Genomic DNA, 22,448 nt, shown 5'->3' with positions numbered 1-22,448 from the left:
GGGCGTCAAAAGGCAAACGCCCTGCTTCGGCGCCGGTGGTCTCCGCGGAGCAGACACGGGCTACCGCGCCTGATATGGGAAAGCCGCCCGCTGCTGTCACCAACGAATGGCCAGGCCGGCAGGACCGCGCGGAGGGTGCCGCGGCCCCCTCGCAGCCTCAGAGCATTGCTCCGGCCACTCCCGTCAATCTCAACCAGAGTGGCGGACAATCGGCTGCAGCGCCTGCGGTCGCCCCTCCAAGCGCGGCGGCGCCTGCCCCCACGCCAGAACCTTCCCAGACTCGCCCGCTCAGCAAGGCTGCCACCCAGAGCGGCGCTCCGGTAGCCAAATCAGCTAGCCCAGCGCAGCCCGCAATGAAGCCGGTGGCCAGCGCCCCTGCGACCGCAAAGCCGGAAGCCCAACGCACCAACGAAATCAAGCTCTTCTGATCTCCCATGACGACTGCAACATTCAGCCTCATCCAAGCCGGGCTCAGCGTCCACGGCGACGTTGCTTGCGATCACGGCATCAGCTGCCTGGGTCTGGTCGGCGGCGACCTACGGTCCACGCATGGATTGGTACACGTGGGCGCTGAAGGCCTCATTCGCGGGACGGTCGAGGGCGAGCATGTGCTCGTCGACGGCACCATCGAAGGCGACGTAGCCGCCCGCGTGTCTCTCCGAATCAACGGGAGGGTGAAAGGTCGCATCGTCTACGCCGGCACCATTCGACTTGGCCCAAATGCCGCCCTGGAGGGAACGATAGCCCGGGTGTCAAGCCTTGGCTACGACGCCATCAATGTCGCGGCGGCCCCCATTGAATCAGGCGCTGCGCCTGCGGTTGAGCCACAGAAAGCGTGAGCATGCTCACCCTATTTCCTCAGTAAGCTCACATAAAGCTGCGCTGTTTCTCCTGATCGCACCCCAAAAAAAAGGCCCGACGAATCGAATCGTCGGGCCTTTTTCTATTCTCAGGGCAGCTCTCGCATGCTGACAATCTCCTCGATGGTGAAGAGCCGCGGGATCGTCAGCCAGGGGCCACGCTTTCCAGTGCCGTCGACAAACGCAACGATCGGCAACCGGCCGTCGATTCGGCATTCAAATACGCGCTGGCCGCGAGCCGCATCAACGATGGCATACCGTGCACCATGGCGCAGCACGAATGACAGATCGTTTTGTCGGATGCGGATTCCCGCGCTGGCGGCAGTTCCCGGTAGGGCCATGCCTGCAAGCCAGTCATCGAAGTCCAACTGCGTTCGCCCACTCCTCGCATCTGCGTACCATTGATCGACGCGCTGCGCCAATCCTTGCCGAAGGAGCCGTTCGATGTTCAATTCTAGGGGGAAGGTATCCAAGCCATTCTCCTTGGATGTTCCGCGCCCCCGCCAGGTGAGTGGGCGATTGTTCCAGAAAATGGCCACACGCCGTACAACAAGATCAATTGTTGCCAGCAGCGAAATCAAGCAGACGCCTTGAATAGCCTCATCTACGCGGATATGCATGGGAACATCCAAAAAAAAGCCCCAGCCAGAGCCGGGGCAGAGCCTGAAACGACCACATTTCGCACCTTCATCGGCACGAAAAGCGGTGTATTAAGGCAATTGAAAGAAATGATCGGGTTTTAGACGATCACCTCGACGGTTTCACCAAAGGGCGGCGCAGCAATGCGATCCAGAGCCGTGACACTTGCCCAGAGGACTGGATACGACGCGGCCTGGGCGGGAAATGCTCCCAGCAGATCGGTGAGGTAAACCAGAAAGGCCGGCTGCAGGCCTTCCTTGTCGAGCCAGGCGAAGGGCGGCTTGAAGCTCGTGCCCCCTCCTCCCTTCAGCGGGGCAAGGTCCACCACCTCGTCACGTGCAAACATCTGGACCTGCGTGACGCGCGTATCGCAGTCAATGACGATGAGCCGCTCGGGCTGCAGTTGCTGGTGCACGGCGATGATCTCAGCAGCGAACTGCCGCTGTGTTTCGTCGAACACCGAACCACTGGAGTCCCGTACGAATACGGCATCACCGACTGCCTCGGAATGAAGGGACGGCAGGTAGAGCCCCAAATGCGCATAGCGCCGGTTCGGAACCCTCCAGCTGTAGTCAGCACGTGCAGCCTCGGTCGCGAACCGATGCAGCACGGCCCGCCAATCCACCGACGGGCGCTGTGCTGCCTCCACCATGTGCTCGAGGTCTCCCGGCAAGGCTCCGCGCATCTTGGCCGCTTTCGCGGCCTGATTCACGGCAACTCGCCATTCGCTCTCGACACCTGGTTTGTCCGGCCCCGTGTATTGCCGCACCTCACCGCAGCCGTTGGGCTGTGGCGGGGGCGGCTGACTGCCAGATTGCGGTTGCCCACCGCCCGGCTGCTGCGACGGCTGACCGCCCTGCTGCGCTGGCGGTTGACTACCCTGCCCCTGCGACTGGCCAGCGGCTGCGGTGCTACCTGATTCGTCCGGCGATTGCGACGACTCATCCTGTCGCAACATCGCGTAGATTTCCTCGGCAGAACGGCCCAGATACCGGCCGTCCAGTAGCACGCCTTGCGGCAGCTTGAACTGTGCATTGAGCACCAGCGGGTTGACCGCATAGTCACACGCCCTGTTCCAACGGTCTTGGTCCCGCGCACCCATACGCCAGCAATGGCCATTGGCCACGTGGAGCACTTCGTGCGCGAGAAGACCGCGCAACTCAAGGTCATCGACAGTTTCGATGTAGGCCAGGTTGTAGCCCAGGCTTACACCGTCGACCCAAAGGGTCTCGCAGGACGCGTCTTCGACCAGCTTCAGTCGAAGCGCCAGCGCGCCAAAGAACGGCTGCGACAGCACCAGAGCCGCACGTTGTTTCACGAGTCGTGCATGCATGGCGGCCTCACGCGGCGATCAGCTGCAGCATCGGCATGTCGCCGCGGTCACGGGTAATCGCCGGGGGCGGACCACCCATGAACGCCGCCATCTGCGCCTCGATTTCCATCGCGCGCCCGGCCACATCCAAACGCAGCAACGGGTCGTCCTTCAGTTGTGCCCCGGTGTAGCAGGCCAGCTGGCTCTGCGTTTTGGCCAGGATGTCTGAGAGCTCTGGGTCGTCGGAGAAATTCAGCTTCGGCAACAGCGAGCTAAGTTCACGCACCTTGTCCGCGACGTCGAGCCGCACATTGCCTTCCCCGTACAGGCGGTTGGCAAAGTGCTGCACAGCCTCATACAGTCGGCCGACCAGGTCGTTGTTGGCCGTCTTGACGGCGCCCAACACCCGCGCATCCATCTCATCCCGGATGCCAGTCAGCACGTCGGGCGGAAGGTCAATGCCAAACTGGTTGGCATCGGGAAACGGCAGCACCGAGAAGCGAACGCCGAACTTCTTGCGCAGTTCCGCTTCGGTCGGGTAGTCCGCTTCGTCAAAGAGGTCGTTGAGCGCGGCACGTGCCTCGTCCTTCAGGCGTGGATAGTCAGCGAGAAACGTCGCCGTCGCACCTTCGAACTCGTCTCGCATACCACGCAGCTTCTCGGCCACCTCCATGTAGACGGCAGTGGGGAGCAGCCGCACGCCGAGTTGGTCGTAGTCCAGCGAATGGCTGTCGAACAACGAGCGAGCACGATTGCCGATAGCGCATACCTCCTTGTACGACGTAGCACCATCCGTCAGCAGCCGCTTGTTGAAGCGGCCAATGTCCTTGGCTTCGTGTTTGGCTTCCACTTCCTGCGTGGCGCGCGTGTCAAAGCGACGTGCACGCCAGACAGAGACGTTGAGTGTGGCAAGCATGACGCGAGACGTCAGATTGGTAATGTTCATGACAAATCCTGATAGAGATGTGCCGCGCAACGGCGGCGAAAAGAAAAAGGCCGGCAAGGGATTGACCCGAGCCGGCCGGCAGATGTGGTGAAACAGGAAGCGACGATTACTCGCCGCGAATGTGGGCGCCGATTGGGCCGCCTTGCGCTACGATGAACGCCGGCGTGCTGGCGATCGACGAATCACGCTCGACCGCGTCGCGGACAAGCAGCACCGCGAATTCGCCCAGACCCGCCTCATAGAGGCGATTGGCATAGACCATCACGCGATCGAAGTTGTTGGCGTTGGCCAACCGCGCGACTGCCGTGACGATGCCGTACTGCACCGCCACTTCTGTCGGGATGGGTGCCGTGGCCGGTGCAGCAAGCACCGCGTCAGGCGACGGCATCTGGCTGAACAAGCGCTTGAAGGAGACAAACTCGGTTGCTGCCGCCTCGCCGACCGCCCCAGCAAACGCAATGTGCTGAAGGTTAGGGGGGACGACACCAGAGAGCTTGCCTACATTCCCCCAGGTGCGAGGGCTCTCCACGTTCTCGATCTCTCGCGTCTTTGCGCTCGAGTGCAGCAGATCGGGCCTGAAGCGGATGAAAGCGATCAGTTCCGGTGGCTGGCTTGTGGCCACCGCCCAGCGGGTCCAGTCCTCTACCGAAGTCTTCAGCTCCACGATGGTCGCGAAGCGGGACTTCAGGGGGTCAAGGATGTTGGACACGCCAGCGTTGTCGACGCGCCGGTTAGTTGCCGCGACGAACGTGACATGCGGAGGCAGGGCATGCTCGCCGATGCGACGCGCGAGCAGCAACTGCATCTTCGCGGCCTGGACTGCAGGAGCAGCCTGGCCAAGATCGTCAATAAACCAAACCATCGGATTGCGCGCGTTCACCGCCTTTTCCAGATCCCCGAAGGGCAGGAAGCGGGCGTGGCCGCCATCGGCCGAAGGGAACGGCAAGCCCTTCGAGTCGGTCGGATCTTCGACAACGGGGTGAGAGATGAGCAACTCGTGCCCGGCGTCGGCTGCAGCCTTGGCGACGATGTCGCTCTTACCAATGCCCGGAGCGCCAGTCACCAGGACTGGCAAACGGGCGGGAATGCAGGCTGCGAGCAGATGTTGCAGTTGGGTGGGATTCAATTCCATGGGATTCCAAGAGAAGGAACCCACAGGCCGTCCCCACAGGGAGCGGTCCCTGTGGGAAGGTTTCAGAAGATGGCCGGCGAACCGGCGTTGGGGTCGATGCGTCAGCGACGCGGGTAAAACTGTGTTTGGACTGAATGGCTCCAGTACGAACACAGCTTCGCTGGGGAAAGCATACGGTGCGAAGACACACGCAATTGGCTCATAAGCTCACAATTTTGATACGTGTTTCAGGAAAAGCCCCCCGGCCCGTAGGCCAGGGGGGAAGCTCAAGCAGCCAACGCAATGGGCTGGTCAATGCGTGCAAGCCGCGCACGTGCGTAGGACAGCGTACCGTCCTTGGCACGCAGCGGCCGTGAAGCGCCACGCCCGGGGTGATGCATCCAGTAGCGTCGTGCACTGCCACGCAGCTGATCGATCAGCTGCGAGAAGCCCGCAGCGATACAGAAGTCCACATACTCGCGGCCACTCATGATCTGCCCGGTCTCGATCTGGATTCGGGCCTTTTCCGCCTGAACACACACTTCAGCGAACTCCCGATCGGCGCGGGCTTGCGCCTGCTCCTCCGCCGCATTGGATTCCCACCGTGCCTGTTCATCTTCCGAGAACCCGCACATGTTGAAAATCCGCCGCCGGCGGACCGCCGCAGTGCATTGCAGGAGATCCACATCAAGGACGTCGCGCAGGGCGCGCTTCGAGTCGGTGTTCCAGTCCTTCGGGCTATCAAAGTCCCTCAGGATTGACGCAACGTCGCGCTGCAGCACCGCCAGGGCCACCCTATTCGGCCAGTCGAAGCCGGTCGACGCACGGGTATGCGCCGCCCGGCGGCCGATGTCATCGAAATGCCGCTGGGTTATCAGCATGGCCTCGCGGTCGGCTGTGGCCTTCTGCATCGTCTCAGCGAACTGGCGCTCGGTGATGAGTTGATGGATACGCTCAGCCAGTGCAGACACAGGCCTGGCGGCCTCCCCCGCCGGCGCCTTGGTTGTTGGCGCCGACCGAGGCGGCAGAAATCCAGCCGCATACAGAGCATCGTCGACATGCACCATCGTGGCTTCGGCCGGCAGCCGTCGCCCAATTGCCAGTAGCTTCGACGCGTTGTGCTGCGTGATCGGCAGCTTCTCCAGTCGCATAACCTGACACAGGGCCTTCATGTGGTCATGAGGCAGAGCGCCCCGCAGCGAAGGCACCGCGATGAGCGTATGCAGCCATTCAATATCGTGCTGGCCATACCGCTCGTTGCCACGGTACGTGTTCAACACGCACTCGCGTAGCTTGTCGCCGCGCAACAGGGCGTAGGCGACATGCACCTCATGGCGCGCGTTGGGGATCTGATCCGGCGCGTACACCGGTCCATTAGTGCCATAGCCAAAGCGTCGGGCGAACTCCGACCGCACGTAGTCCGCCATGTCGAACGGACCCGATTCCTCGAACAGGTCTTTCGTCTGAAACAGCGGTCCGGCGTCGCCCTGCGCCAGGTCGATGGCTTCTTCAGGAAAAAAGCCCAGACGGCCAGCGGCCAGTACGGCGCCCCAGGAGGCACGACTCATTTCGTGCGGACGCAGGACCTTGCCATCCACACGCACAATGAATCGGTCCACCTCGTCGATGATCTGCGCGAGGATGGAGCGCGCGGTGCCTTGCGGACGGACGGCAAGTTTGCCGGAAGGCAGTCGTACCACCGGGATATCGCCGCGCTCGATGTGACGTAGGGAAATGTCTTCGAGCCGCACCGGGACTTTCGTGTCACGGTCGTCGTTCAGCAATTGCAGCACGCCGGCAAGCGTCGTGCGGGTTTCGGCCCTTTGGCCGAGGGAAGCAACATACATGTTGGGCTCCAAGGCGGAGCACTCCCCTTTCGGGAAGGCCCCGAAAGGGTGAAAACGGCGGAAGGCAAGTCGGAAACTTGCCTTCCATGGAGGTCTGCCCTTCCCCTCGCGCTGAGCGGAGGTTCAGGGTCGCCGGTATTGCCCGACGACGCGGGCGGCGACGACCTATGACGCGAGTTGAAACGGTCCAACCTGGACGCCGGGCTGGGCCTTGGCGGCGATGGCGGCGATGAGCTCGTCCTGACGCGCGGTGGGCACTCCTTTGGCGGACCAGATTGCTCGCAAAGTTGCTTCCGGATCCTCGTTGGGAGCCGAGCCTGGTGCTGTGAGCCCGCTATGCGAGTCACAGTTCTCAGTACTTGGCCTAGACACGGGTACCCCCTTGCGATGCGCAGTAGAGCTCCATCGCGCCGAGCATTCGTTTGCTTACCAGCTCGTGCGAGTCGTCCCCTTTTTCGCAGAAGAAGTTTGCGATCATGTCGGCGACGTGGGCCCGCGTGAGGTAGGTGTTGGCGCAAGAATGCTGACGCAAGTAGACGCCGGCGGGCTCACTGACCTCATATTCGAACACGCCCGGGTAGTCGAGCTTCATAGCCTCGATGACCGGCAGGCAGGCATCGATCAGGTTCGCCCACAGCACGAGGCAGTCGGCGGCGCCGGATTGGCCGCCGTAGTGGTTGGCCTCCTCCGCGGTCAATTCTCGTTTGGTGCCCAGGAATCCGGCCCAGAGAAACATGGCCGTGGTAGTGGTATGGCTGGCCATGCCAGCACGGTTGACGATAGCGTCCATAAGGAAGACTCCGAAAAGGAATGGGCCTATGCAGGCCGTATTTACTTCGCGACAGCGATCGCCCCAAGCAGTGCGCTGGAGGTGATGCGCCAAACGGCGCCGCGTGCGTTTCCGACAGCAAGCGTGCGCACCGGTTTGAAACAGTCGGAATCAAGCGGTGCGCAGACGGTGGATATGGGCAAGCGCCACAGACAGACGATCACCTCGTCGTGCGCCAGCGTTTCGCTGGGGACATTGCTGGTAAAGGTCTCGTAGACGTCGCCGGTCTCGTTTTCGATCAGCGACAACGCAGGACGGTCGTTGAGCGCGTATAGCTCGACGCCGATTCGCAAGGAACCCGGCGAACCGGCCAGGCCGGTCCCGTCGATGGTGATGGGCATGGAAGTCTCCGATGAGCCCACCGCCTTGCGGGATGGGCCCGCAAGGGTTGAAGAAAATTGAGCTGATCAGGCAACGGCAGCCATGCGCCGCGCCGACTTGCCACGGCTGGCCACCACACGTGCAGCCGCGACCTGCGAGAGCAGATCCGCATCCACGATGCGCCAGACTTCGCCGCTGTCAAAGCCAACCTGATTCCAGCGTCCGGTTTGCACGAACTTCCCGGTCTCGAGCAAGGCAGCCTTGAGATCGAGTGGCAGGTTCCAGTCCGCCGAGACGAGGATCTCGTCGTCGGCAAGGGCCGCATCCGGCAGGTTCACCGACAGCACGCCATAGGGCATGTCGTCGTCCGCGCAGACCAGCGAAATCGCCGCGCGCAGGTTGGTGGAATAGACACTGGCGCGCAGCAACACGCCAGCCGGATAGCTGGCCAGGCCAGCGCCATAGACGATATCCTCCATCGGGGTACTCCTTTGGTGGGGAGTCGCCCCGACGGGACGGCTCCCGTGTGGGTGTGAGAAAAGAAAAACGCACCCAGAGGTGCGTTTAAGCGGTGAGCCGACGAATCGGCTCCTGAGAATGGATTGGCGTGCTTGGACCTAGCCGTTGCGGTCAAGATCCTCGAGCATGCGCTCGCGATCAGCATTGCGCAGTACCCACATCCCAAATGCTGCAAAGCATAGGGCCAAGCCGAGAACAAATGGACCAAACATCACTTATCTCCTTTTGCGTGGACTGCACCTAGCGCAAATAGTACCGCAGCGCCTGCCAACAAGCATGCTGCATTTATGACAGTCGCCACAGTCCAAGACGGGGTCCCCGCCACGTACCCTACGAGACCGACGGTACATGCGGCAGAGAGGGTATGGTAATACCGCCCGTATGCCAGCATCTGATCCTTGCTGGGCTTGCGAAATGCATCAGCAAGCCGGGTCACCCAACGCTCGCTCGTGGCGTGCCTGCCGTCAAGCTTGTAGCTGGCCTCGGCAATGTGAATCAGCGGTATCTCATAGCCGCCCTGGTGGGCGACGATGGCATAGCCGTCGCCGGCTTCCACTGCCGCCGTGACGCGAGTCATCATGCGTTTGGGCAAGTCGACGGTATCGTCCTCATGCAACGAGGCGAAGCCGGTGGTTGCCTCTCCCGTCGTTGCGGTGAATGTCACTTTAATGAGCCGAGTCATGATCGCCCTTCAGCCTCGCCGCCCGGCCACCACGCGGAGTGTGGAGACAAGATCGGCATAGCCTTGATCGGTGGCCAGCGACTCCAGGTTGACGGCGTTGTCGCGGCCGCCAGTCTGGTCATCGCGGCTGCGACACGTGCGGTAGGACATGAGCACGCCACCGTCCGCGCCTGCGGGGTGCTGGATTTCCACCAGCAGCGAATCGGTATGCAACGCGAACACGTCAACGTCGCGGCGACGCTGGCGATGCTCGCGGATTGTGTAGTCGCGCGGGCTCAGCGCCATGTCACCTGCGACACGGCGCAGCACGCGGCATGCGTCGCGCCGTACCGCCTGGCAAGCAGCGGAATTGGCCGGCGTATGCCGATTCAGAAAAGATTTGGGAAACTTCATGGATGTCCTCAAGAATGGACGGGACATCCCTTCCCTGACGGGACGAGTGTCCCGCAATGGGTTGGTCCAGCTGATGCTGGACAGTGGTCGATGCGTCAGAGACGCGGGTGAAAGCGACTTGCCGAAGCCTCTAGGCTTGGGCAAGCCCTCTCGGGCTTGCACGCTCGATGTCAGGTGACATCGAGCATCTTGGCGATGGCGCGAACGACGTCCCACCCCTGGGACAACGTCTTGCCAATCAAAAGCTTCTGCGCAGTTGTCGTGAGGTTCGGGGCTTCGCCGGCATGGCCAACACGATCGACAAAAACGGTCCAGCCTTCCGACCACCCGCGCTGCAGGTAGACGGCGAGCCGATCGCGAGCACCGAGTACCGGCCAGGGACGTTTGATTTCGGGCCGAACATGGCTTCATTGTCGTCCTCCACCCAATTGGCTGGATTGAGCCACTCCGGTTCAAGTTCGGTACCGCGCAATTGGCGGTCGATCTGTCGGACAACTTCCGTGATGGTTTTCCCCTCGGTAGTGACGGGGACGAACTTCTGTCGGGCTTCTGCGACTTCGGGCATCTTGGCTCCAATGCGCGAAAGCCCCCCGCGCGGAGGGATTCCGCGCGGGAAGGTGAAAGGAAATGGGGAACCGGATGGCTCCGTTTAACGCGTCAGACGGTAGCCGCCACCAGCGGACACGAGGTAGAGCTGCTGCCCCGTGACGAACTGTTGGTCGGCGTCCTGCGTGACGGCGAGCTGGCTGCCGTTCTCCTTGCGGACAATGACTTCCAAGCCGTTGCGGCGGTTCATGTGACCGGCGACGGACTGTGCCAGGACGGCAGATACGGTGCCCGACATCGCGCCGGCGAGGTAACGACCGTTACCACCGCCGATGACACGTGCACCGAGCAAGCCGCCAACGACTGCGCCAACGACACCAGGGATGCCGCTGTTGGCAGACGTGTACCCGTCACTGTCGACGATCGTGACCGTGCGGACTCGGACGACCGTGACGACTTCGACGGAACCCGTGCGCAGCGCTTCCGAACTCCGATAGGCGTTCGGAGACGTCTGCTGGGCAGCGCAGCCGGTGAAGATGACGCAGCAAAGGAAAAGCGAAGCGATACGCTTGAACATGATGGCCTCTAAGGAAAATAGGGCCAACATGCCTACGGGCAGGAAGGCCCGTAGGTGGGAGAAAAAAAGCTGTCCGGCTATACAACCGGAAGTGTCGATGCGTCTGAGACGCGGAAAGTGCATCAATCTTAGCAGCGGCGCTCTCAATCAGCAACCGTTGACACGAGCGATAGCAAGCGCGTCCGTTCGGGCAATTCCATACTCGGCGGCGGGGTCGACCTGGACCCACGTTGGCGACCCGCACAGCGGGTTGTAGACCTCCATGCCGTCGCAGATGAAAACCAGTCGCGGCCGCGTTTCGCCGCCTCCGTCGTCGTGCATGGTGATGTACAGCCCCAGCTTCGGATAGCGGGAATGGAATCGCTCCAAATCCGCCACGGTCACTCCGGATGGCCCCGCATCTGCGCGAAAGAATCGAAAGCCCGAAAGGCTAATCTCCCGGCCAAGCTCGCGGGTCGAAGCAAACGCACGCAGCTTGGTCATGATGGCGATGTACTGTGCTACGCCAAGGACATCGAAGATGAATTGGTTTGCCAGTTTGCCCGTAACAGGCCCGACGGCGCCATGTGGCGCGAATTCCCAGTATGCTGCGTAGACCAGGTACACAGTGACCTGAGCAAACATCAGAATCGCAGCCCCATAGCTGTCAATGAGCTGCATGGCACGCGATTCGACGGCGCGCGTGCGCGAGCGCACGAGTCCCCAGGACAGCCAGCTGATTGCCACCAGAAGCGCCGGAAATCCGATGCCCGTCAGGACGTGCTCGATGCAGGCCATCCAGTCGCGGGGAATCGCAAGCCATGGCGCCGCGAACCAGCCTTTGTACTCAAAGTACCGGAATGCTCGCGACGCCAACGCAGCGCCACAGAACCCGAAGGCCAGGTACAGATTGATGAAGAAAAGTTTCTTTGCGTTCATGATTGATGTGTAGGGCGCGCGAGCTAAACCGCGCCACTCCCGAAGGAATGGCACGGACGGTCGCGCTTCAGGTTATGCGAAGGTGTGGAGGCGAATCGAGCGGGGTGTCACCGTGATCCGGACCTGCTTGCTGGCCGGGTCGGCTAGTGCGTTTCGAAGGTGCGTCAACGGCAAGCGCTCGCCGAAGTCGTCGCCTCCGAAAGCCCGTCTGGCGTTCTCGTAGAAGTCGGCATCCTTCGCAGGGTTACAGCCCTTGAAGTAGAAGAGACACTGGCGGTCCGGCGTGGCTCCGGTACTGAAACCCACGTACGCGCCATGGTCCTTGGCGATGAAGAACTGCTCAGAACCGGCGGCGTCGCAGAACGCAACGAGCGCGGCGACTTGACTGCGGGAGAGTGTGATTTGCGGCATGAAGGTGCTCCTAAGGAATGCGGAGCACGCCCACCAGTCGGGGACGTGCCCCAGGTGGGAAAGGGAATTGCCAGAATGGCGGCGCGAAGCTGGATAGGGTCGCTCGAACGGGACTATGTCGCCGTGACTACCGGACGCCGCCCAGCTCTGTGGCCAGGCGATCCAGAACCGTCTCGACGAAAATTTCGCGGTTAGACGAGGACATCTGGCCGCCGCCGGTCAGCAGAAGGACGGCCTCAACGATCCTAATCCAGTCGCCCGCGGGTACTGCCAGGCAATGCGTCGCCGGCAAGCGCAGTGCAGTCTTGCTCACCGATGCAATGACCTCGAAACCAGACAGATCGAGATTCGGCCGCCCCTCCATGCGTTCCTCGCAGAAGCTCTGCAACAAGAACGCGGCATAGGGTTCGACGGAAATGCCGTTCGCGACAGCGAGCTCGCGCAGCCAGTCAAGTACGGCCGGCCGCAGGCGAATTTCCATGACGTCGTCGGCGAGGACGGTGTGACTCGCGGCAAGCGCGGGTCGAGGGAAGTCTTGATTCACGTTTGTGCTCCGAATTGAGATGGAGCACAGCCGCTGGAGCGATGTGCCCCAACGGGTGAAAAAGAAAGGTGGCGTGATGCCACGTGGTCGATGCGTCAATGACGCGAGGTGTGCCGGCATCTTAGCAGCCAGGTGCGCGTCGCCGCAACGGCCTAGCACAAAAGAAAAAAGCCATCCCCGAACGAATCGGGAATGGCTGGTTAAGCTGACTTGCGCGACTTCCGCTTGGCAGGCGTTTTGGGAACCGGCAGCTTGTAACCGAAGCGCTCCCATGCCGAAGGATCGACGGGGAGCGCACTGGTCCGGCCTGCAGCCAAGTTCACGAAGGCACCACAGTACTTCAGGGTGCCGGTGCGAAACAACGTCCACAGAAGGTTGTACGCCTGCACCGCGATCGCCTGGTTGATGACCAACGACTGCTTCTGAAGCGCGTCCGCCATCGAACAGGAAGGCGCGGTGTCTGCTTTGTCCCCTTTCGGGTCCAGCAGCTCCGGGAACAGGTCGCCCACATGGGGCAACCGATCCGCCGCCTTGCCACGTACTTGGCCAAGTACCACCTGACCACTATCCGACTCATTGCCACAGTCGAGATAGTAGCCTCCGGTGCCGCCCTGCATCGCACCGAGTATCGCCTTGCGGGCGGTCCGCGTATCGACGCAGCCAATTACCATGTCGCAGACAAATCGGTCCCTGCCGCCAATCCGACGGGTCTGCGCTTCCCAGCGCGTACCCATCAAGTTGTTCAGCCGATTCACGATCAGCGTCGCCTTGTGCTGGCCAACGTCGACGGGATAGAAGCCCTGGCGCCCGACATTGGTCTCGCTGACGGTATCGTCATCGTAGACCGTGCACTCGATCCCACCGGGGTGGCCAAGCGCCAACATGGCGTGATGCAGGCGGGCGAGGTTCGGCAACAAAGCGCTGCCGGTACCGCCCGCACCAACTACTATCACCTTCCACGCTCGCGTCGTCATGGTCGCCGGAATGCGATGTTCAAAGGTCATACCAGCACCTCCTCGCGCGCCGCGGCGTACCAATCGGCGGGTACCTTCTCTACGTTCTCGAAGATACCCTTTGCGCAGAGCCGCAGCGCCATCGATGGGGTCGAGGCGTCGCAGTTGCCCATCACGAACGCAAACTTCACGTCGTGCCGGTCGTCAGCATCGTCGGTGGAAGAGAAGAATGCCGGGTGACGGCCATGCGAATGGCAGTCGACCACCAGCACGTCGTCTTGCGAAAGCGCCGGACGTTCATACTTCAGATGGCCGCCGCTATGCTCCAGGATCTGCACGGGGAGTAGTCGAAACGCCGCGGTTGCGGCATTCCAGACCAACCACCCGCCCGTTTCCTTGGGGTACGCGGCGCGCGCCATCGTGGCGAACTCGCCAATCAGATCCGCCGGTATCCGGCCACAGCGCATTTCGGTGGCTTCTTCCACCTCGCCGTACGGAATCGCGGTGCGGTACTGGAAGGCACCGAGACGGCGGACAACGCGCAGCCAGGGCCGCACGATTTCGAGGAAAACTCCGTTGGCAGCAATGAGCAGGCGCTCGCCGGGCCGCTCCAGGGGCGGTAGCGCGCCGAAGCGCGGCACCATCACAGATGGAAAGGACTGCTGCAGAGCAGCGTCAGCAGGATGCATGATTACTTCTCCAGTTTGCCAGCGATCAGATCGGCCAGCTTGAAGTGCATAGGAACGAGGACTCGCTTCGGATAGTCGGGGAATTTCCCGTCGAGCATGTCCTTCCAGAAGGCGTAAGCGCCGCGCTTGTACGTCACGCGCTTGCCCCCATGGTTTGGATGGGTGAAGGCCGAATTGAAGAACCCGGCTTCCCAACCCGCAATGGATGCCACGTCGATTTGCTTGGGAACATGTGCAGAGCCGATGCAGATCTTCCCGTGATCCCACGTATTGAAGTACGGCGGTTCGTACAGCATGCTGTCCGGTACCGGGCGCTCCTCCCCTCGCAGGGCAAAGACCTGGAACCCGGACTGCGACGCGCGGAAGACGAGCGCGGGGTGCGAAACAACCGCGCTGCGCTTACCAAACTCCTTGCAGTCGAAGAACACGCGTCGCCTTGCGGCGGCACACCACCACGTCACCGCGGTAGGGCTAATGGACAGCACGTTCGGTGTGAGGAACTCACCCTTGGGGAGCGAGGCCTCGGCCACCTCACGGACTGCGTGGATCAACGCCATGCGGTTAAGCGGCGTACCGGCGCCGATCACGGGTCGCCCCGCCACATCCGGCTCGATACGGTGCGCTGTGGCATAGGAAAACTGCCCCGGTGCCTGCCCATAAAGCAGAATGGCCCCCTGGAGGGCCACGTCGTGCGACCGCGAAGCGGTCAGAATATCGGCCATGTGGCCCTCCTCTTAAGAAAAATGCTCAAGCACGCGATCCAGCAGCGCGATGAGGTTGAGTGTGTCTTCAAGAATGGCGTACTGCTTCCGTATGGACGCTACTTCCTTGGGGAAACGAATGAAGCACTGGAAGTACGTCGCGTAGCCGCCATTGCTGGCGCATTCGAAATGGTCGTCCAGTAGCTCACCGACATAGTCGCTGTGCTGATAGGCGATCGTCGCAGCGGAGTACGCCGGCTCCGCCCATTGGGCATCGCGAATGAGTGAAGCATTGCCCATGCGTTCCAGTGCGAGATGCAGGTCCGCCAGCGCAGTGCAAAACCCGCTACGCCAGTCGTCACATTGCCTCGCCAGGTCACGGACGCTACGCCGTGTCAGCTCGCGCAGCTTGCGGTCCTTCTGCGACCACTGCCACTTTGGCAACGTATCGTCGGGCGAAAGCTCAGCGCGCACGACAGAAGGCAGATAGCGCTCGATGTCCGGATCGTCCTCACCGAAGCGCTCCTTCATGTGCTCACGCGCCGCTTCATCGTCGCCCATCAACTCATAGTCCCAGTGCCATCGGCAGAACATCTCAAGCAGATCGTCCGGCGTACGGATATGGAGTGACTTCCCGGCCGCGGCGCGAATCAACTGCAGGGCAGAGAACAGCAACGAAGGGTGAAGGGTCCGCAGAGCATCGGCCCGAGCGGGATGGATGGTGTAGACGTTCTCCTCTTCCAGCCGGATCCCGAGATACAGCGGGGATTCGTTTTCAATCTCCAGGCCGAACTCTGCAATCTCGCACTGTGCGGCTTCATGATCGATCAAAGCGAAGTCGAACTTCAACACCTTGGTCTTCGGCATGCGCGGCATTAGCCAACCCCGGAATGCCTGCGAGAATGCGTCGCCCGCGCTCGTTGGATTTGAGACGTGCTCCGCATCCATGACTTCAGCACGAAACTGCGCGAGCACAAGTTCCGCGAGGTCAACTTCGTCTCCGTAGCTGACGCGAGCTGTAGCTGGAATACCGCGCGGAATGTGCGGCAGTGTCAGAAAATCATGGGCAGGTCGACGTCCGGCAACGGAATGCTGTTGCGCAGACGTCCATCCGGGTTGCCCTGCATCGTTCTCTGGAACAAACGATCGAGGATCGAACAGCATTCCTTGACCTCCTCAGAAAATGAAAAAACCGCCCCGAGGGGCGGCTCCATAGTGGTGTCAGCGAACTGCCCAGTGGACAGCGCTTCCAACAAGTCAGACTTGCGCATGAGCGCCCTTTGCGCCGGCGGCGCGGACGAACGTGAAGCGAGCCGTCTCGTCCTTCACCTCCGGGCCATCCACCGCGGCGGTGGTCAGCTCGGGGTACTGGGCCGAATAGATATCGCGCACTTGCTCGGGCGTGAACGAAGGACCTGGGTCCACGAACGTCATGCCGTTGTAGCAAAACTGGCGAAGCAGCTTCTTGACTTCGAGTGCCATGTCCGTCTCCTTAGATCAGGAGGGAGAGATCAGTACCAGTCGATGCGACCGCCGGGGCTGTCGCATCTGTGGCAGCCTGGGCTACCGGCTTCTCGTCGCCGTCCTCTTCACTCGAATCGTCCGATGCATTGGACGATTCCGATGAATTGGCCTTGGTGAGCGCCTTGGTCGCCTTATTCGACTGCGAGGCCTTGGCTGCATCGAGAATCGAGTTCGTCGCCTCAGCCTGCTCGGCCAGCGACTTCCGTGATTCCGTGGTGCCGCGAACCACTTCGGCAAAGCCGGCGTCGAGCTCCTCGGGCGTTGCCGACAACGCCAGTGGCATGGTCAGAGCAGCATCCGCGGGGTTCTTGACGACCGGTACAACAACCACCGACATCGTGTCGCCCTGCATAGCCAGCGTGATGACGACCTTTTCGCATGTGCGCACCATGGGCGCGAGTTGCGTGAACATAGGTGAATCCTTTTAGGGAAATGGAATGACAGAGGGCGCCAATTGGCGCCCTCCGAGGATGAAGATTGGGATAGATCAGCAGCCCAGGACCTTGGGCACCTTACCGGTGTAATCGAAACCGTCGACCGCCAGCAGGCCGGCGATGACTTCGGGCTTCGACTTGTTGAACAGCTTGGCGAAGCCATCACCCAGCACCTTGCGAATGCCCAGCTCGTCCGCGAGAACCTTCGTCTCGGACTTGGTGAGCATTTCGAGGAAGTCCTGCGACTTCTGCAGGTTCCAGTGATTGCGCAGATCAAGCTTGTGGTACCGGCACAGTTCGCGGAGGTTCGACACCTCCATGCCATCGATTGCCGCGACAGTCAGGGCGACGGTCAGCTGTTGGCGCTTGCCCGTGTCCAGGGCATGGACGGCAGTCAGGCAGCCTTGCAGCGACGACGATGCCTTCTGCTCGGTCAGCTTCTCGAAAATCTTGCCCATCTTGTCCCCGCCAATGTTGCGCGCGAGGCCATTCAGAGCAATCGAGATGAGATAGGCATTGGCCAGCTCGGCGTTCTGCACGACTTCCTTGCGCAGGGCCTTGCGCCAGACGTCGGTGCGGTAGTTCTTCACCTTGTCCGACTCGCTGATCGCCGTCACGACTTTCTCGGCAGCAGCGGAAGACTTCTCGCCTTTCGTTGCCGCAGCCGACTTGCCGCCTGGTGCAGGCTTCGTCGCCGGCGCCTTGGCAGCGTCGCGCTCAGCCTTGAGGCGTGCTGCCACCTTCTGCTGATTGCAGACGGTGTCGAAGCACTGGCCACTGTAGACCTTGCCCATGGAGTCGGGCAGGCCACTCACTGCGGCGCCGAAGTTCTGGCAAGCGTGGCAGGCCTTGGCCTGTTCCTCGCCCACGCCGGTCGGTCCGTCAACCTTCAGCTGGATGCGCGTGTGGTTGTCACCGGCACGCATGATCCTGATGATCGGATACTCGTCCTTGAGCCCATAGGCAATGCCTTGGAGCTTTGCGTCGAGCTTCGTCTCGTAGCAGGCGCGGTTCGTACAATTGCCCGAGGCAATTGCCTCGCCGAACATCTCCGTTTGCAACGAAGAGTTATGCGGGCAGGAAGTGCAATCGGTCTTGTCGAAGATGGCCGTCTCCAGGCTGCACGCGGCGGCCTCGATGGTCTTCTTCAACTCGGCGATAGGCTTCTTCTCGCTGATGATGACCGGCAGGAGCTTGTCCTGCTTGTCTTTGGCGAGCGTGGCCAGCAGTTCGGCGTGGCCGAGCTGGATCTTGCGCTCGTTGAGCGCTTCCAGCACGGATTGGCTGCAGTTCATCAGTGCCAGGCGCTTGTCGAGCGTCGAGCGCGACCAGCCGAGCAGGCGGGCCGCTTCGTCGCGGTCGCCCTTCAGCTGGCCGACGATCTGCGATGCTGACACGGCCTCCTCGGAAGGAGCCATGTCCGCACGCTGGACGTTTTCGATCAGTGCCAGGCGGTCGGCCTCGGCGTCGGTCAGCTCCTTGATGTTGACCGGCATTGGGAAATCAACGCCGTGAGCGGCCTTGGCAGCGCGGTAGCGGCGTTCGCCGGCAACCACTTCGAACTCGTGCCCGTGCTCGTCTTCCTCAACAGGACGGATCAGGATCGGCTGAATGATGCCTTCCACACGAGCGGATTCAGTCAGTTCAGCCATCTTGACAGGATCGAAGTACTTGCGCGGGTTGCGGCCAGTACGGATCTTGCCAATGACAACAGTGGGGCTTTGCATTTGTGGGTTCTCCGAAACGGAATGGGAACCCGTTGCCGCACCGGGAACGTGGTTCCCGATGGGGTGGAAGGATGGACTACCAGGCTATGCCGGCGGCCACCGTACTGCAGAAGCTGGCACCAGAAGGTGCGGGGTCGATGCGTCTGGGACGCGGAAAGTGATGGAATCATACCGCAGCTTTTGGGCGATCGCTAGCGGCAACTCACACACCCAGCAGCCGGCCGCCATCCTGCCGCTGTACGCTAACGCACACAATGGAAGCTGAATTCTCTGGTGCCGAGGCTATAGTGCCTGCAACCACTGTTAGAACCGTCGAGTTGCGGACCTACCGTCTGTATTTGAAATATACGCGTCGAATCATTTTCAACAGAGAAAGGACCTTCTCCATGAATCCAACAATGACGATTAGTGGTCACAATCCGGAAATTTCATTGACACTTGAGAAGACGGTCCCTACCTCGAATGGATTCGGTTACGCGGTGACTCAGGCTGTGCAATTTAATGTCAATCAGGATGCACCAGCCGGCAGTGCACTATTTGTTGATCCGAATAACAACGCTGTTGTACAAGTCACGCTTACCAGCGACCATGTCTTCACCGATGCCTGGGCCCTCTTCCCAAGTAGCGTAGACCAGTCCGGGGCGCCCCGTGTCGAGATCGTTACGGCCATTGAACCCAACGGGAAGGTGGCCATCTTTACCATGCGGACAGGCGATCCGTGGCCAGTTGTACTAGTCACAGCGTTCGTGCTTCAGTTCGCTCCAGATGGGCATTGATCAGCGGCGGTCGCGGGCGAATTGATGACGGGAAGCGAAGCGCTCCATGCCTTCAATAGGGGCTAAGGTCGCCAACCGATGCATCAGTGCAACAGAGAACGCTCCTTGTTCCAAGCGCTCCTGCATACCCGAACGGCTAACTTGGCCATCCCGCTGCGACCTGCCAAGGTCCGAAAGGGATTAATAGCGGTAGGTCCCTTGGCGATGGCACGGGACTTGTCATTGCCCCATCCGTAATAAGAGCGGTAGCCTGAAAGCGCCAACCACTGGCACTGGTTAGACCAACTGCCGGGTCGTTCTAGCCGGTCAGAATTATTCAAAGAAGAAAAAAAAAGCCCTCACGAGGAGGGCTGGTAGAAACGGGTTCATCTGAGAGAGCTTCCGTAGCGGGGTCACGCTACGGAATCCATCATATGGTCATTTGAGCCGGAGACTGACCCAGAAAGCTCGCCAATTTCAGCTGCTTTTCACCATCAGAACAGCGCAAGCTGATCATCAGGTACGAAAACGCGCATGTCGGGTCGAGTCAACGCTGGCTGCTCCGGGTCGGCGCTGATATGGAGGACTGTCGGGGCTTCGGCTTCGACGTCCTCGCGCGGCGTCGCCTCCGGAGATTCGGTAGCGCTGTCCCGGGCTGGCGCATCCACCAAGGCATCCGTTGCCTCGCGGAATCGCTTGAGGCGCAGCTTCGCGCCCCACCCGCCCATAATGTGGGCCGGCGTGAACCAGTTGGCCCAGGACTCCACAGACAAGGCATTGCCGTGAACGACAATGGCCGGAATGTTCAGCAAGGAAAGCTGGACATATGTCATGTGGACGCACCGCGGGTCGATATCGATGCAGGTTGCATGCATGGCCTGCTGGTAGTTTCGGCCCGCATCATGCAGCGCGTCCGCACAGGCGATGACCATTCCGCCCGCGCCGCATGCCGGCTCGCTGATTGTGACGAAACCGTCTCGGTCGACGTACGGATTGCCATCGCCAATGTTCATGCGCGCCATCATCCGAGAGACGTCATATGGCGTGAAGAACTGCCCAGCCCTGTCGTTGCCGAGCTCGAGCATCATGTAGGTCTGGCCAAGTATGTCGGCCAGGCCGTCACCGCTGGGTACCAGCTGCTGCACGCGATCTTCGAACGTGAGCGTCAGTGCGCCAAGCATGCTGGCGAATCGCTCAAGGTCATCGCGCTCGTACCGCTTCACGATTTCCAGGTAGCGCTTCTCTCGCACCTCAAAGTGATGGCGATCGACCGCGTTGCTGATGGCCAGCGCGGACATCTCGACGAAGTCGGAGAAGACTTCATGCATCGAATGCCGGTGACCGAATGCCTTGAAGAACGACAGCAGTTCCTTGTGAGGATCGCTGGCCGTGCCTTCGAACTTGCGTTTCGCGGCGCGGCTCATGGTCGCACCTTACGCAGAAATGGGTACGCTACTGATTCGCAACGAAGATATGGAGAATGATTTTGGGGCATTTCTGCAGACGATTTGTCCGGAAACGCCCCATCCGGGACAGTTCCCGGATGGGTGAAAGAAAGGGTTCAGTCGCCAATGAAGCGAGCCAGGCTTTCGGCAAGCTCGCGGTGCAGACGTATCTCCCAGTGTTCATTGAACTGTCGGATCTCGGCCCCCGGGAATTGCCGTCGCTGCGTGGGGACAAACGACGCATCAACGCGGAATTCGCGCAAACACGCCGCGAGCGCCAATTTGCCGTAGTGCTTGGCGAACACCGCTAAGGCAATGACCACTAGGCGTGCGCGCTCGATCGCGCCGGCGCGAAGCCATCGCATGCCCGATGGCTGGCCGGCCGCCGGTTCGGACACTGCAGCGAGCCGGATAATGCCGTTGCTGCGCGTCAAACGCATACTGAGGACAGCGTTATCGGAAAACGCGCCCCGCAACAGATTCGCCGCATGATCTACGGCCACGGGCTGCGAATCCGACGCGACCAAAGCGTGCCAAAGCTTGTCCAGATCGGGAATCTCGCCAGCATCAATGATCAGCCACACATTGCGGTGGCCACTCAGAAAGACCCTGGTCTCGTCGACGCGTCGCCCGAGTTGCAGACTTGCCTTGTCGACAACGTTTGCGGTCAGGCGCTTCAGGAATGCCCGACGGTACCGCTGCCTCGACTCGCTGGAACGCGGCCGAGTGGCCGGACGAATCGCATTGGGGAACAGATCGGATTCCAGCATTGCGACTCGATCCATGTCGGCATTACTGGATTGCTCGGCGGCCAGGAACTGGCCGATTAATTGGTTGAACATGTGATCTCGATTCGAATCGGGACCAGCCCGCAGGGACATGGTCCCGTGCGGGTAGAGTGCGTCGGTCAGTGCAGGCCGAGCAACGGCGTCATCGGCGCGAAGCCCATTGCCCACCATTGGGCGATAGGGTGATCCGGAAAGTCCGGGATCTCGCCGCTTCTGAAGATGTCTGGCACGAGTGCCATCGCGGACGGTTGCGCGAGCACCCTCTCACGCCACTTCTGCTGCAGGCGCAGCCACGTCAGTTCGGCACGGGCAATGTGGTCCCATTCGATCGGCAGCTTGGCGTCATCGAAAAGGTTGGCGCCCTGGGCCGTCATGACGGCAACCACCTCGTGGTACCGGCCGAATTCATGCGGGAAGCCCCGGCGGACGAACTTCAGCACAGTGGGCTCGGGGTAGCCGAATATCCGCTGCAGCTGCCGGACGTACACGGCGCATTCGCGCCGGGAGCGTTCGTTGTAGTCATCCCGTCCAACCTGCGCGCAGGCCTCTTCGGCCGGGACAGGGCCAACTTCGATCTCGATGACTTTATGACCAATCATGGCGCTTCCTCAAGGATCTGGCGGGAGGCGCCCTTCCGGGAGCGCTTCCCGGCGGGGGTGATGGAAACCGCGCAAGCCCGAGGGCATGCGCGGCTATACGGTCGAATCGACCAAAGCTCAGGCCGGCTGACCGGTGAGCTGATCAAATTTGAAGATGATCCAAACGCTGGCAATCGCCAGGGCGATCGGCAGCAAGGCGCTCAGTTGGACGTAGAGAAGCGCGAGCTTCGTCGTCGTAACGATGAAGAACAGCGCAACGATAAGGATGACTACCAGCGCAAAGACGGCGTAGGCAGTTTCACGGGTGTGAATAACGGGCATGATGGCTCCAAACGAAAAATGGAGCCATGCCCATTAGGGACAAAGCCCCAATGGGTG

General features: G+C 61.2%; 28 protein-coding genes. 2 read left to right on the top strand and 26 right to left on the bottom strand.

Annotated elements, in window-relative coordinates:
* Positions 1–434: 434 nt before the first annotated feature.
* Entirely contained in the window at positions 435–839 is a 405-nt protein-coding gene (locus BLR29_RS25000) for a bactofilin family protein (RefSeq protein ID WP_092140658.1), read from the top strand.
* A 110-nt stretch (positions 840–949) separates the two neighbouring features.
* Here BLR29_RS25000 and BLR29_RS24995 read toward each other — a convergent pair whose 3' ends face one another.
* From BLR29_RS24995 to BLR29_RS24890, 22 genes are all read right to left on the bottom strand, one after another.
* A complete protein-coding gene (locus tag BLR29_RS24995; protein ID WP_143018528.1) occupies positions 950–1,480 on the bottom strand; it encodes a hypothetical protein in 531 nt (176 codons plus the stop codon).
* 119 nt (positions 1,481–1,599) lie between these two features.
* Positions 1,600–2,832 carry a vWA domain-containing protein gene (locus BLR29_RS24990; protein ID WP_092140654.1) on the bottom strand — a complete coding sequence of 411 codons (1,233 nt, stop codon included), beginning with the start codon at positions 2,830–2,832 and terminating at the stop codon, positions 1,600–1,602.
* 7 nt (positions 2,833–2,839) lie between these two features.
* Positions 2,840–3,757: a hypothetical protein gene (locus tag BLR29_RS24985; RefSeq protein ID WP_092140652.1), complete on the bottom strand. Its 918-nt coding sequence runs from the start codon at positions 3,755–3,757 to the stop codon at positions 2,840–2,842.
* Between the two features lie 106 nt (positions 3,758–3,863).
* The gene (locus BLR29_RS24980) at positions 3,864–4,889 is read right to left on the bottom strand and encodes an ATP-binding protein (RefSeq protein ID WP_092140650.1); all 1,026 of its coding nucleotides are present in this window, start codon (positions 4,887–4,889) and stop codon (positions 3,864–3,866) included.
* 266 nt (positions 4,890–5,155) lie between these two features.
* Positions 5,156–6,715, bottom strand: a complete 1,560-nt coding sequence (locus tag BLR29_RS24975; protein WP_092140648.1) for a hypothetical protein — start codon at positions 6,713–6,715, stop codon at positions 5,156–5,158.
* Positions 6,716–7,079: 364 nt separating this feature from the next.
* Positions 7,080–7,505 (bottom strand): hypothetical protein, encoded by a 426-nt coding sequence (locus BLR29_RS24970; protein ID WP_092140646.1) that lies wholly within the window; start codon positions 7,503–7,505, stop codon positions 7,080–7,082.
* A 41-nt stretch (positions 7,506–7,546) separates the two neighbouring features.
* Complete coding sequence (locus tag BLR29_RS24965) at positions 7,547–7,885, bottom strand: hypothetical protein (protein ID WP_092140644.1); 339 nt, start codon at positions 7,883–7,885, stop codon at positions 7,547–7,549.
* A 66-nt stretch (positions 7,886–7,951) separates the two neighbouring features.
* Positions 7,952–8,344 (bottom strand): hypothetical protein, encoded by a 393-nt coding sequence (locus BLR29_RS24960; protein WP_092140642.1) that lies wholly within the window; start codon positions 8,342–8,344, stop codon positions 7,952–7,954.
* A gap of 251 nt (positions 8,345–8,595) precedes the next feature.
* The gene (locus BLR29_RS24955) at positions 8,596–9,066 is read right to left on the bottom strand and encodes a hypothetical protein (RefSeq protein WP_255371429.1); all 471 of its coding nucleotides are present in this window, start codon (positions 9,064–9,066) and stop codon (positions 8,596–8,598) included.
* 9 nt (positions 9,067–9,075) lie between these two features.
* Positions 9,076–9,459: a hypothetical protein gene (locus BLR29_RS24950; RefSeq protein ID WP_092140640.1), complete on the bottom strand. Its 384-nt coding sequence runs from the start codon at positions 9,457–9,459 to the stop codon at positions 9,076–9,078.
* Between the two features lie 238 nt (positions 9,460–9,697).
* Positions 9,698–10,024 carry a hypothetical protein gene (locus BLR29_RS24945; RefSeq protein WP_255371428.1) on the bottom strand — a complete coding sequence of 109 codons (327 nt, stop codon included), beginning with the start codon at positions 10,022–10,024 and terminating at the stop codon, positions 9,698–9,700.
* An 84-nt stretch (positions 10,025–10,108) separates the two neighbouring features.
* The gene (locus tag BLR29_RS24940) at positions 10,109–10,582 is read right to left on the bottom strand and encodes an outer membrane lipoprotein (protein ID WP_255371427.1); all 474 of its coding nucleotides are present in this window, start codon (positions 10,580–10,582) and stop codon (positions 10,109–10,111) included.
* 147 nt (positions 10,583–10,729) lie between these two features.
* On the bottom strand, positions 10,730–11,500 hold the full coding sequence (locus BLR29_RS24935) for a hypothetical protein (protein ID WP_092140638.1): 771 nt from the start codon (positions 11,498–11,500) through the stop codon (positions 10,730–10,732).
* Between the two features lie 72 nt (positions 11,501–11,572).
* Complete coding sequence (locus tag BLR29_RS24930; RefSeq protein ID WP_092140636.1) at positions 11,573–11,911, bottom strand: DUF3085 domain-containing protein; 339 nt, start codon at positions 11,909–11,911, stop codon at positions 11,573–11,575.
* Positions 11,912–12,038: 127 nt separating this feature from the next.
* Entirely contained in the window at positions 12,039–12,455 is a 417-nt protein-coding gene (locus BLR29_RS24925) for a hypothetical protein (RefSeq protein ID WP_092140634.1), read from the bottom strand.
* A gap of 200 nt (positions 12,456–12,655) precedes the next feature.
* Positions 12,656–13,459, bottom strand: coding sequence for a PRTRC system ThiF family protein (locus tag BLR29_RS24920; protein ID WP_092140632.1), 804 nt, complete (start codon positions 13,457–13,459; stop codon positions 12,656–12,658).
* Positions 13,456–14,097, bottom strand: a complete 642-nt coding sequence (locus tag BLR29_RS24915) for a PRTRC system protein A (protein ID WP_092140630.1) — start codon at positions 14,095–14,097, stop codon at positions 13,456–13,458. Before BLR29_RS24915 ends, BLR29_RS24920 begins: the two co-directional genes overlap by 4 nt.
* A 2-nt stretch (positions 14,098–14,099) precedes the next feature.
* Positions 14,100–14,819, bottom strand: a complete 720-nt coding sequence (locus tag BLR29_RS24910) for a PRTRC system protein B (protein ID WP_092140628.1) — start codon at positions 14,817–14,819, stop codon at positions 14,100–14,102.
* A 12-nt stretch (positions 14,820–14,831) separates the two neighbouring features.
* The gene (locus BLR29_RS24905) at positions 14,832–15,962 is read right to left on the bottom strand and encodes a PRTRC system protein F (protein WP_092140626.1); all 1,131 of its coding nucleotides are present in this window, start codon (positions 15,960–15,962) and stop codon (positions 14,832–14,834) included.
* A gap of 93 nt (positions 15,963–16,055) precedes the next feature.
* The gene (locus BLR29_RS24900) at positions 16,056–16,280 is read right to left on the bottom strand and encodes a PRTRC system protein C (protein WP_092140624.1); all 225 of its coding nucleotides are present in this window, start codon (positions 16,278–16,280) and stop codon (positions 16,056–16,058) included.
* Positions 16,281–16,290: 10 nt separating this feature from the next.
* Positions 16,291–16,734, bottom strand: a complete 444-nt coding sequence (locus tag BLR29_RS24895) for a PRTRC system protein E (protein ID WP_092140622.1) — start codon at positions 16,732–16,734, stop codon at positions 16,291–16,293.
* Positions 16,735–16,809: 75 nt separating this feature from the next.
* A complete protein-coding gene (locus tag BLR29_RS24890; protein WP_092140620.1) occupies positions 16,810–18,483 on the bottom strand; it encodes a PRTRC system ParB family protein in 1,674 nt (557 codons plus the stop codon).
* 254 nt (positions 18,484–18,737) lie between these two features.
* On the opposite strand from BLR29_RS24890, the gene BLR29_RS32130 reads away from it, so the two are divergent.
* A complete protein-coding gene (locus BLR29_RS32130; RefSeq protein WP_143018527.1) occupies positions 18,738–19,259 on the top strand; it encodes a hypothetical protein in 522 nt (173 codons plus the stop codon).
* A 473-nt stretch (positions 19,260–19,732) separates the two neighbouring features.
* Here BLR29_RS32130 and BLR29_RS24885 read toward each other — a convergent pair whose 3' ends face one another.
* The 4 genes from BLR29_RS24885 to BLR29_RS24870 all read right to left on the bottom strand — a co-directional run bounded on the left by BLR29_RS24885 (position 19,733) and on the right by BLR29_RS24870 (position 22,391).
* Positions 19,733–20,662 carry an N-6 DNA methylase gene (locus BLR29_RS24885; protein ID WP_255371426.1) on the bottom strand — a complete coding sequence of 310 codons (930 nt, stop codon included), beginning with the start codon at positions 20,660–20,662 and terminating at the stop codon, positions 19,733–19,735.
* 137 nt (positions 20,663–20,799) lie between these two features.
* On the bottom strand, positions 20,800–21,525 hold the full coding sequence (locus BLR29_RS24880) for a hypothetical protein (RefSeq protein ID WP_092140618.1): 726 nt from the start codon (positions 21,523–21,525) through the stop codon (positions 20,800–20,802).
* A gap of 65 nt (positions 21,526–21,590) precedes the next feature.
* Complete coding sequence (locus BLR29_RS24875) at positions 21,591–22,070, bottom strand: hypothetical protein (protein ID WP_092140616.1); 480 nt, start codon at positions 22,068–22,070, stop codon at positions 21,591–21,593.
* Positions 22,071–22,187: 117 nt separating this feature from the next.
* Positions 22,188–22,391 (bottom strand): hypothetical protein, encoded by a 204-nt coding sequence (locus tag BLR29_RS24870; RefSeq protein WP_143018526.1) that lies wholly within the window; start codon positions 22,389–22,391, stop codon positions 22,188–22,190.
* Positions 22,392–22,448: the final 57 nt, after the last annotated feature.

Source organism: Cupriavidus sp. YR651 (assembly GCF_900101625.1).
Taxonomy (GTDB): domain Bacteria; phylum Pseudomonadota; class Gammaproteobacteria; order Burkholderiales; family Burkholderiaceae; genus Cupriavidus.
This window is presented reverse-complemented; position numbering and strand designations above follow the sequence as displayed.

Excerpts from the sequence above, each read along its gene's own strand:
- BLR29_RS24935 (WP_092140638.1), bottom strand. The coding sequence starts at position 11,500 with ATGAACGCAAAGAAACTTTTCTTCATCAATCTGTACCTGGCCTTCGGG.
- BLR29_RS25000 (WP_092140658.1), top strand. The coding sequence starts at position 435 with ATGACGACTGCAACATTCAGCCTCATCCAAGCCGGGCTCAGCGTCCAC.
- BLR29_RS24900 (WP_092140624.1), bottom strand. The coding sequence starts at position 16,280 with ATGGCACTCGAAGTCAAGAAGCTGCTTCGCCAGTTTTGCTACAACGGC.
- BLR29_RS24890 (WP_092140620.1), bottom strand. The coding sequence starts at position 18,483 with ATGCAAAGCCCCACTGTTGTCATTGGCAAGATCCGTACTGGCCGCAAC.
- BLR29_RS24870 (WP_143018526.1), bottom strand. The coding sequence starts at position 22,391 with ATGCCCGTTATTCACACCCGTGAAACTGCCTACGCCGTCTTTGCGCTG.
- BLR29_RS24975 (WP_092140648.1), bottom strand. The coding sequence starts at position 6,715 with ATGTATGTTGCTTCCCTCGGCCAAAGGGCCGAAACCCGCACGACGCTT.
- BLR29_RS24880 (WP_092140618.1), bottom strand. The coding sequence starts at position 21,525 with ATGTTCAACCAATTAATCGGCCAGTTCCTGGCCGCCGAGCAATCCAGT.
- BLR29_RS24905 (WP_092140626.1), bottom strand. The coding sequence starts at position 15,962 with ATGCTGTTCGATCCTCGATCGTTTGTTCCAGAGAACGATGCAGGGCAA.
- BLR29_RS24885 (WP_255371426.1), bottom strand. The coding sequence starts at position 20,662 with ATGAGCCGCGCCGCGAAACGCAAGTTCGAAGGCACGGCCAGCGATCCT.
- BLR29_RS24965 (WP_092140644.1), bottom strand. The coding sequence starts at position 7,885 with ATGCCCATCACCATCGACGGGACCGGCCTGGCCGGTTCGCCGGGTTCC.
- BLR29_RS24980 (WP_092140650.1), bottom strand. The coding sequence starts at position 4,889 with ATGGAATTGAATCCCACCCAACTGCAACATCTGCTCGCAGCCTGCATT.
- BLR29_RS24895 (WP_092140622.1), bottom strand. The coding sequence starts at position 16,734 with ATGTTCACGCAACTCGCGCCCATGGTGCGCACATGCGAAAAGGTCGTC.
- BLR29_RS24940 (WP_255371427.1), bottom strand. The coding sequence starts at position 10,582 with ATGTTCAAGCGTATCGCTTCGCTTTTCCTTTGCTGCGTCATCTTCACC.
- BLR29_RS24950 (WP_092140640.1), bottom strand. The coding sequence starts at position 9,459 with ATGAAGTTTCCCAAATCTTTTCTGAATCGGCATACGCCGGCCAATTCC.
- BLR29_RS24990 (WP_092140654.1), bottom strand. The coding sequence starts at position 2,832 with ATGCATGCACGACTCGTGAAACAACGTGCGGCTCTGGTGCTGTCGCAG.
- BLR29_RS24955 (WP_255371429.1), bottom strand. The coding sequence starts at position 9,066 with ATGACTCGGCTCATTAAAGTGACATTCACCGCAACGACGGGAGAGGCA.
- BLR29_RS24995 (WP_143018528.1), bottom strand. The coding sequence starts at position 1,480 with ATGCATATCCGCGTAGATGAGGCTATTCAAGGCGTCTGCTTGATTTCG.
- BLR29_RS24985 (WP_092140652.1), bottom strand. The coding sequence starts at position 3,757 with ATGAACATTACCAATCTGACGTCTCGCGTCATGCTTGCCACACTCAAC.
- BLR29_RS24960 (WP_092140642.1), bottom strand. The coding sequence starts at position 8,344 with ATGGAGGATATCGTCTATGGCGCTGGCCTGGCCAGCTATCCGGCTGGC.
- BLR29_RS24970 (WP_092140646.1), bottom strand. The coding sequence starts at position 7,505 with ATGGACGCTATCGTCAACCGTGCTGGCATGGCCAGCCATACCACTACC.
- BLR29_RS24915 (WP_092140630.1), bottom strand. The coding sequence starts at position 14,097 with ATGCATCCTGCTGACGCTGCTCTGCAGCAGTCCTTTCCATCTGTGATG.
- BLR29_RS24910 (WP_092140628.1), bottom strand. The coding sequence starts at position 14,819 with ATGGCCGATATTCTGACCGCTTCGCGGTCGCACGACGTGGCCCTCCAG.
- BLR29_RS32130 (WP_143018527.1), top strand. The coding sequence starts at position 18,738 with ATGGAAGCTGAATTCTCTGGTGCCGAGGCTATAGTGCCTGCAACCACT.
- BLR29_RS24945 (WP_255371428.1), bottom strand. The coding sequence starts at position 10,024 with ATGCCCGAAGTCGCAGAAGCCCGACAGAAGTTCGTCCCCGTCACTACC.
- BLR29_RS24920 (WP_092140632.1), bottom strand. The coding sequence starts at position 13,459 with ATGACCTTTGAACATCGCATTCCGGCGACCATGACGACGCGAGCGTGG.
- BLR29_RS24930 (WP_092140636.1), bottom strand. The coding sequence starts at position 11,911 with ATGCCGCAAATCACACTCTCCCGCAGTCAAGTCGCCGCGCTCGTTGCG.
- BLR29_RS24875 (WP_092140616.1), bottom strand. The coding sequence starts at position 22,070 with ATGATTGGTCATAAAGTCATCGAGATCGAAGTTGGCCCTGTCCCGGCC.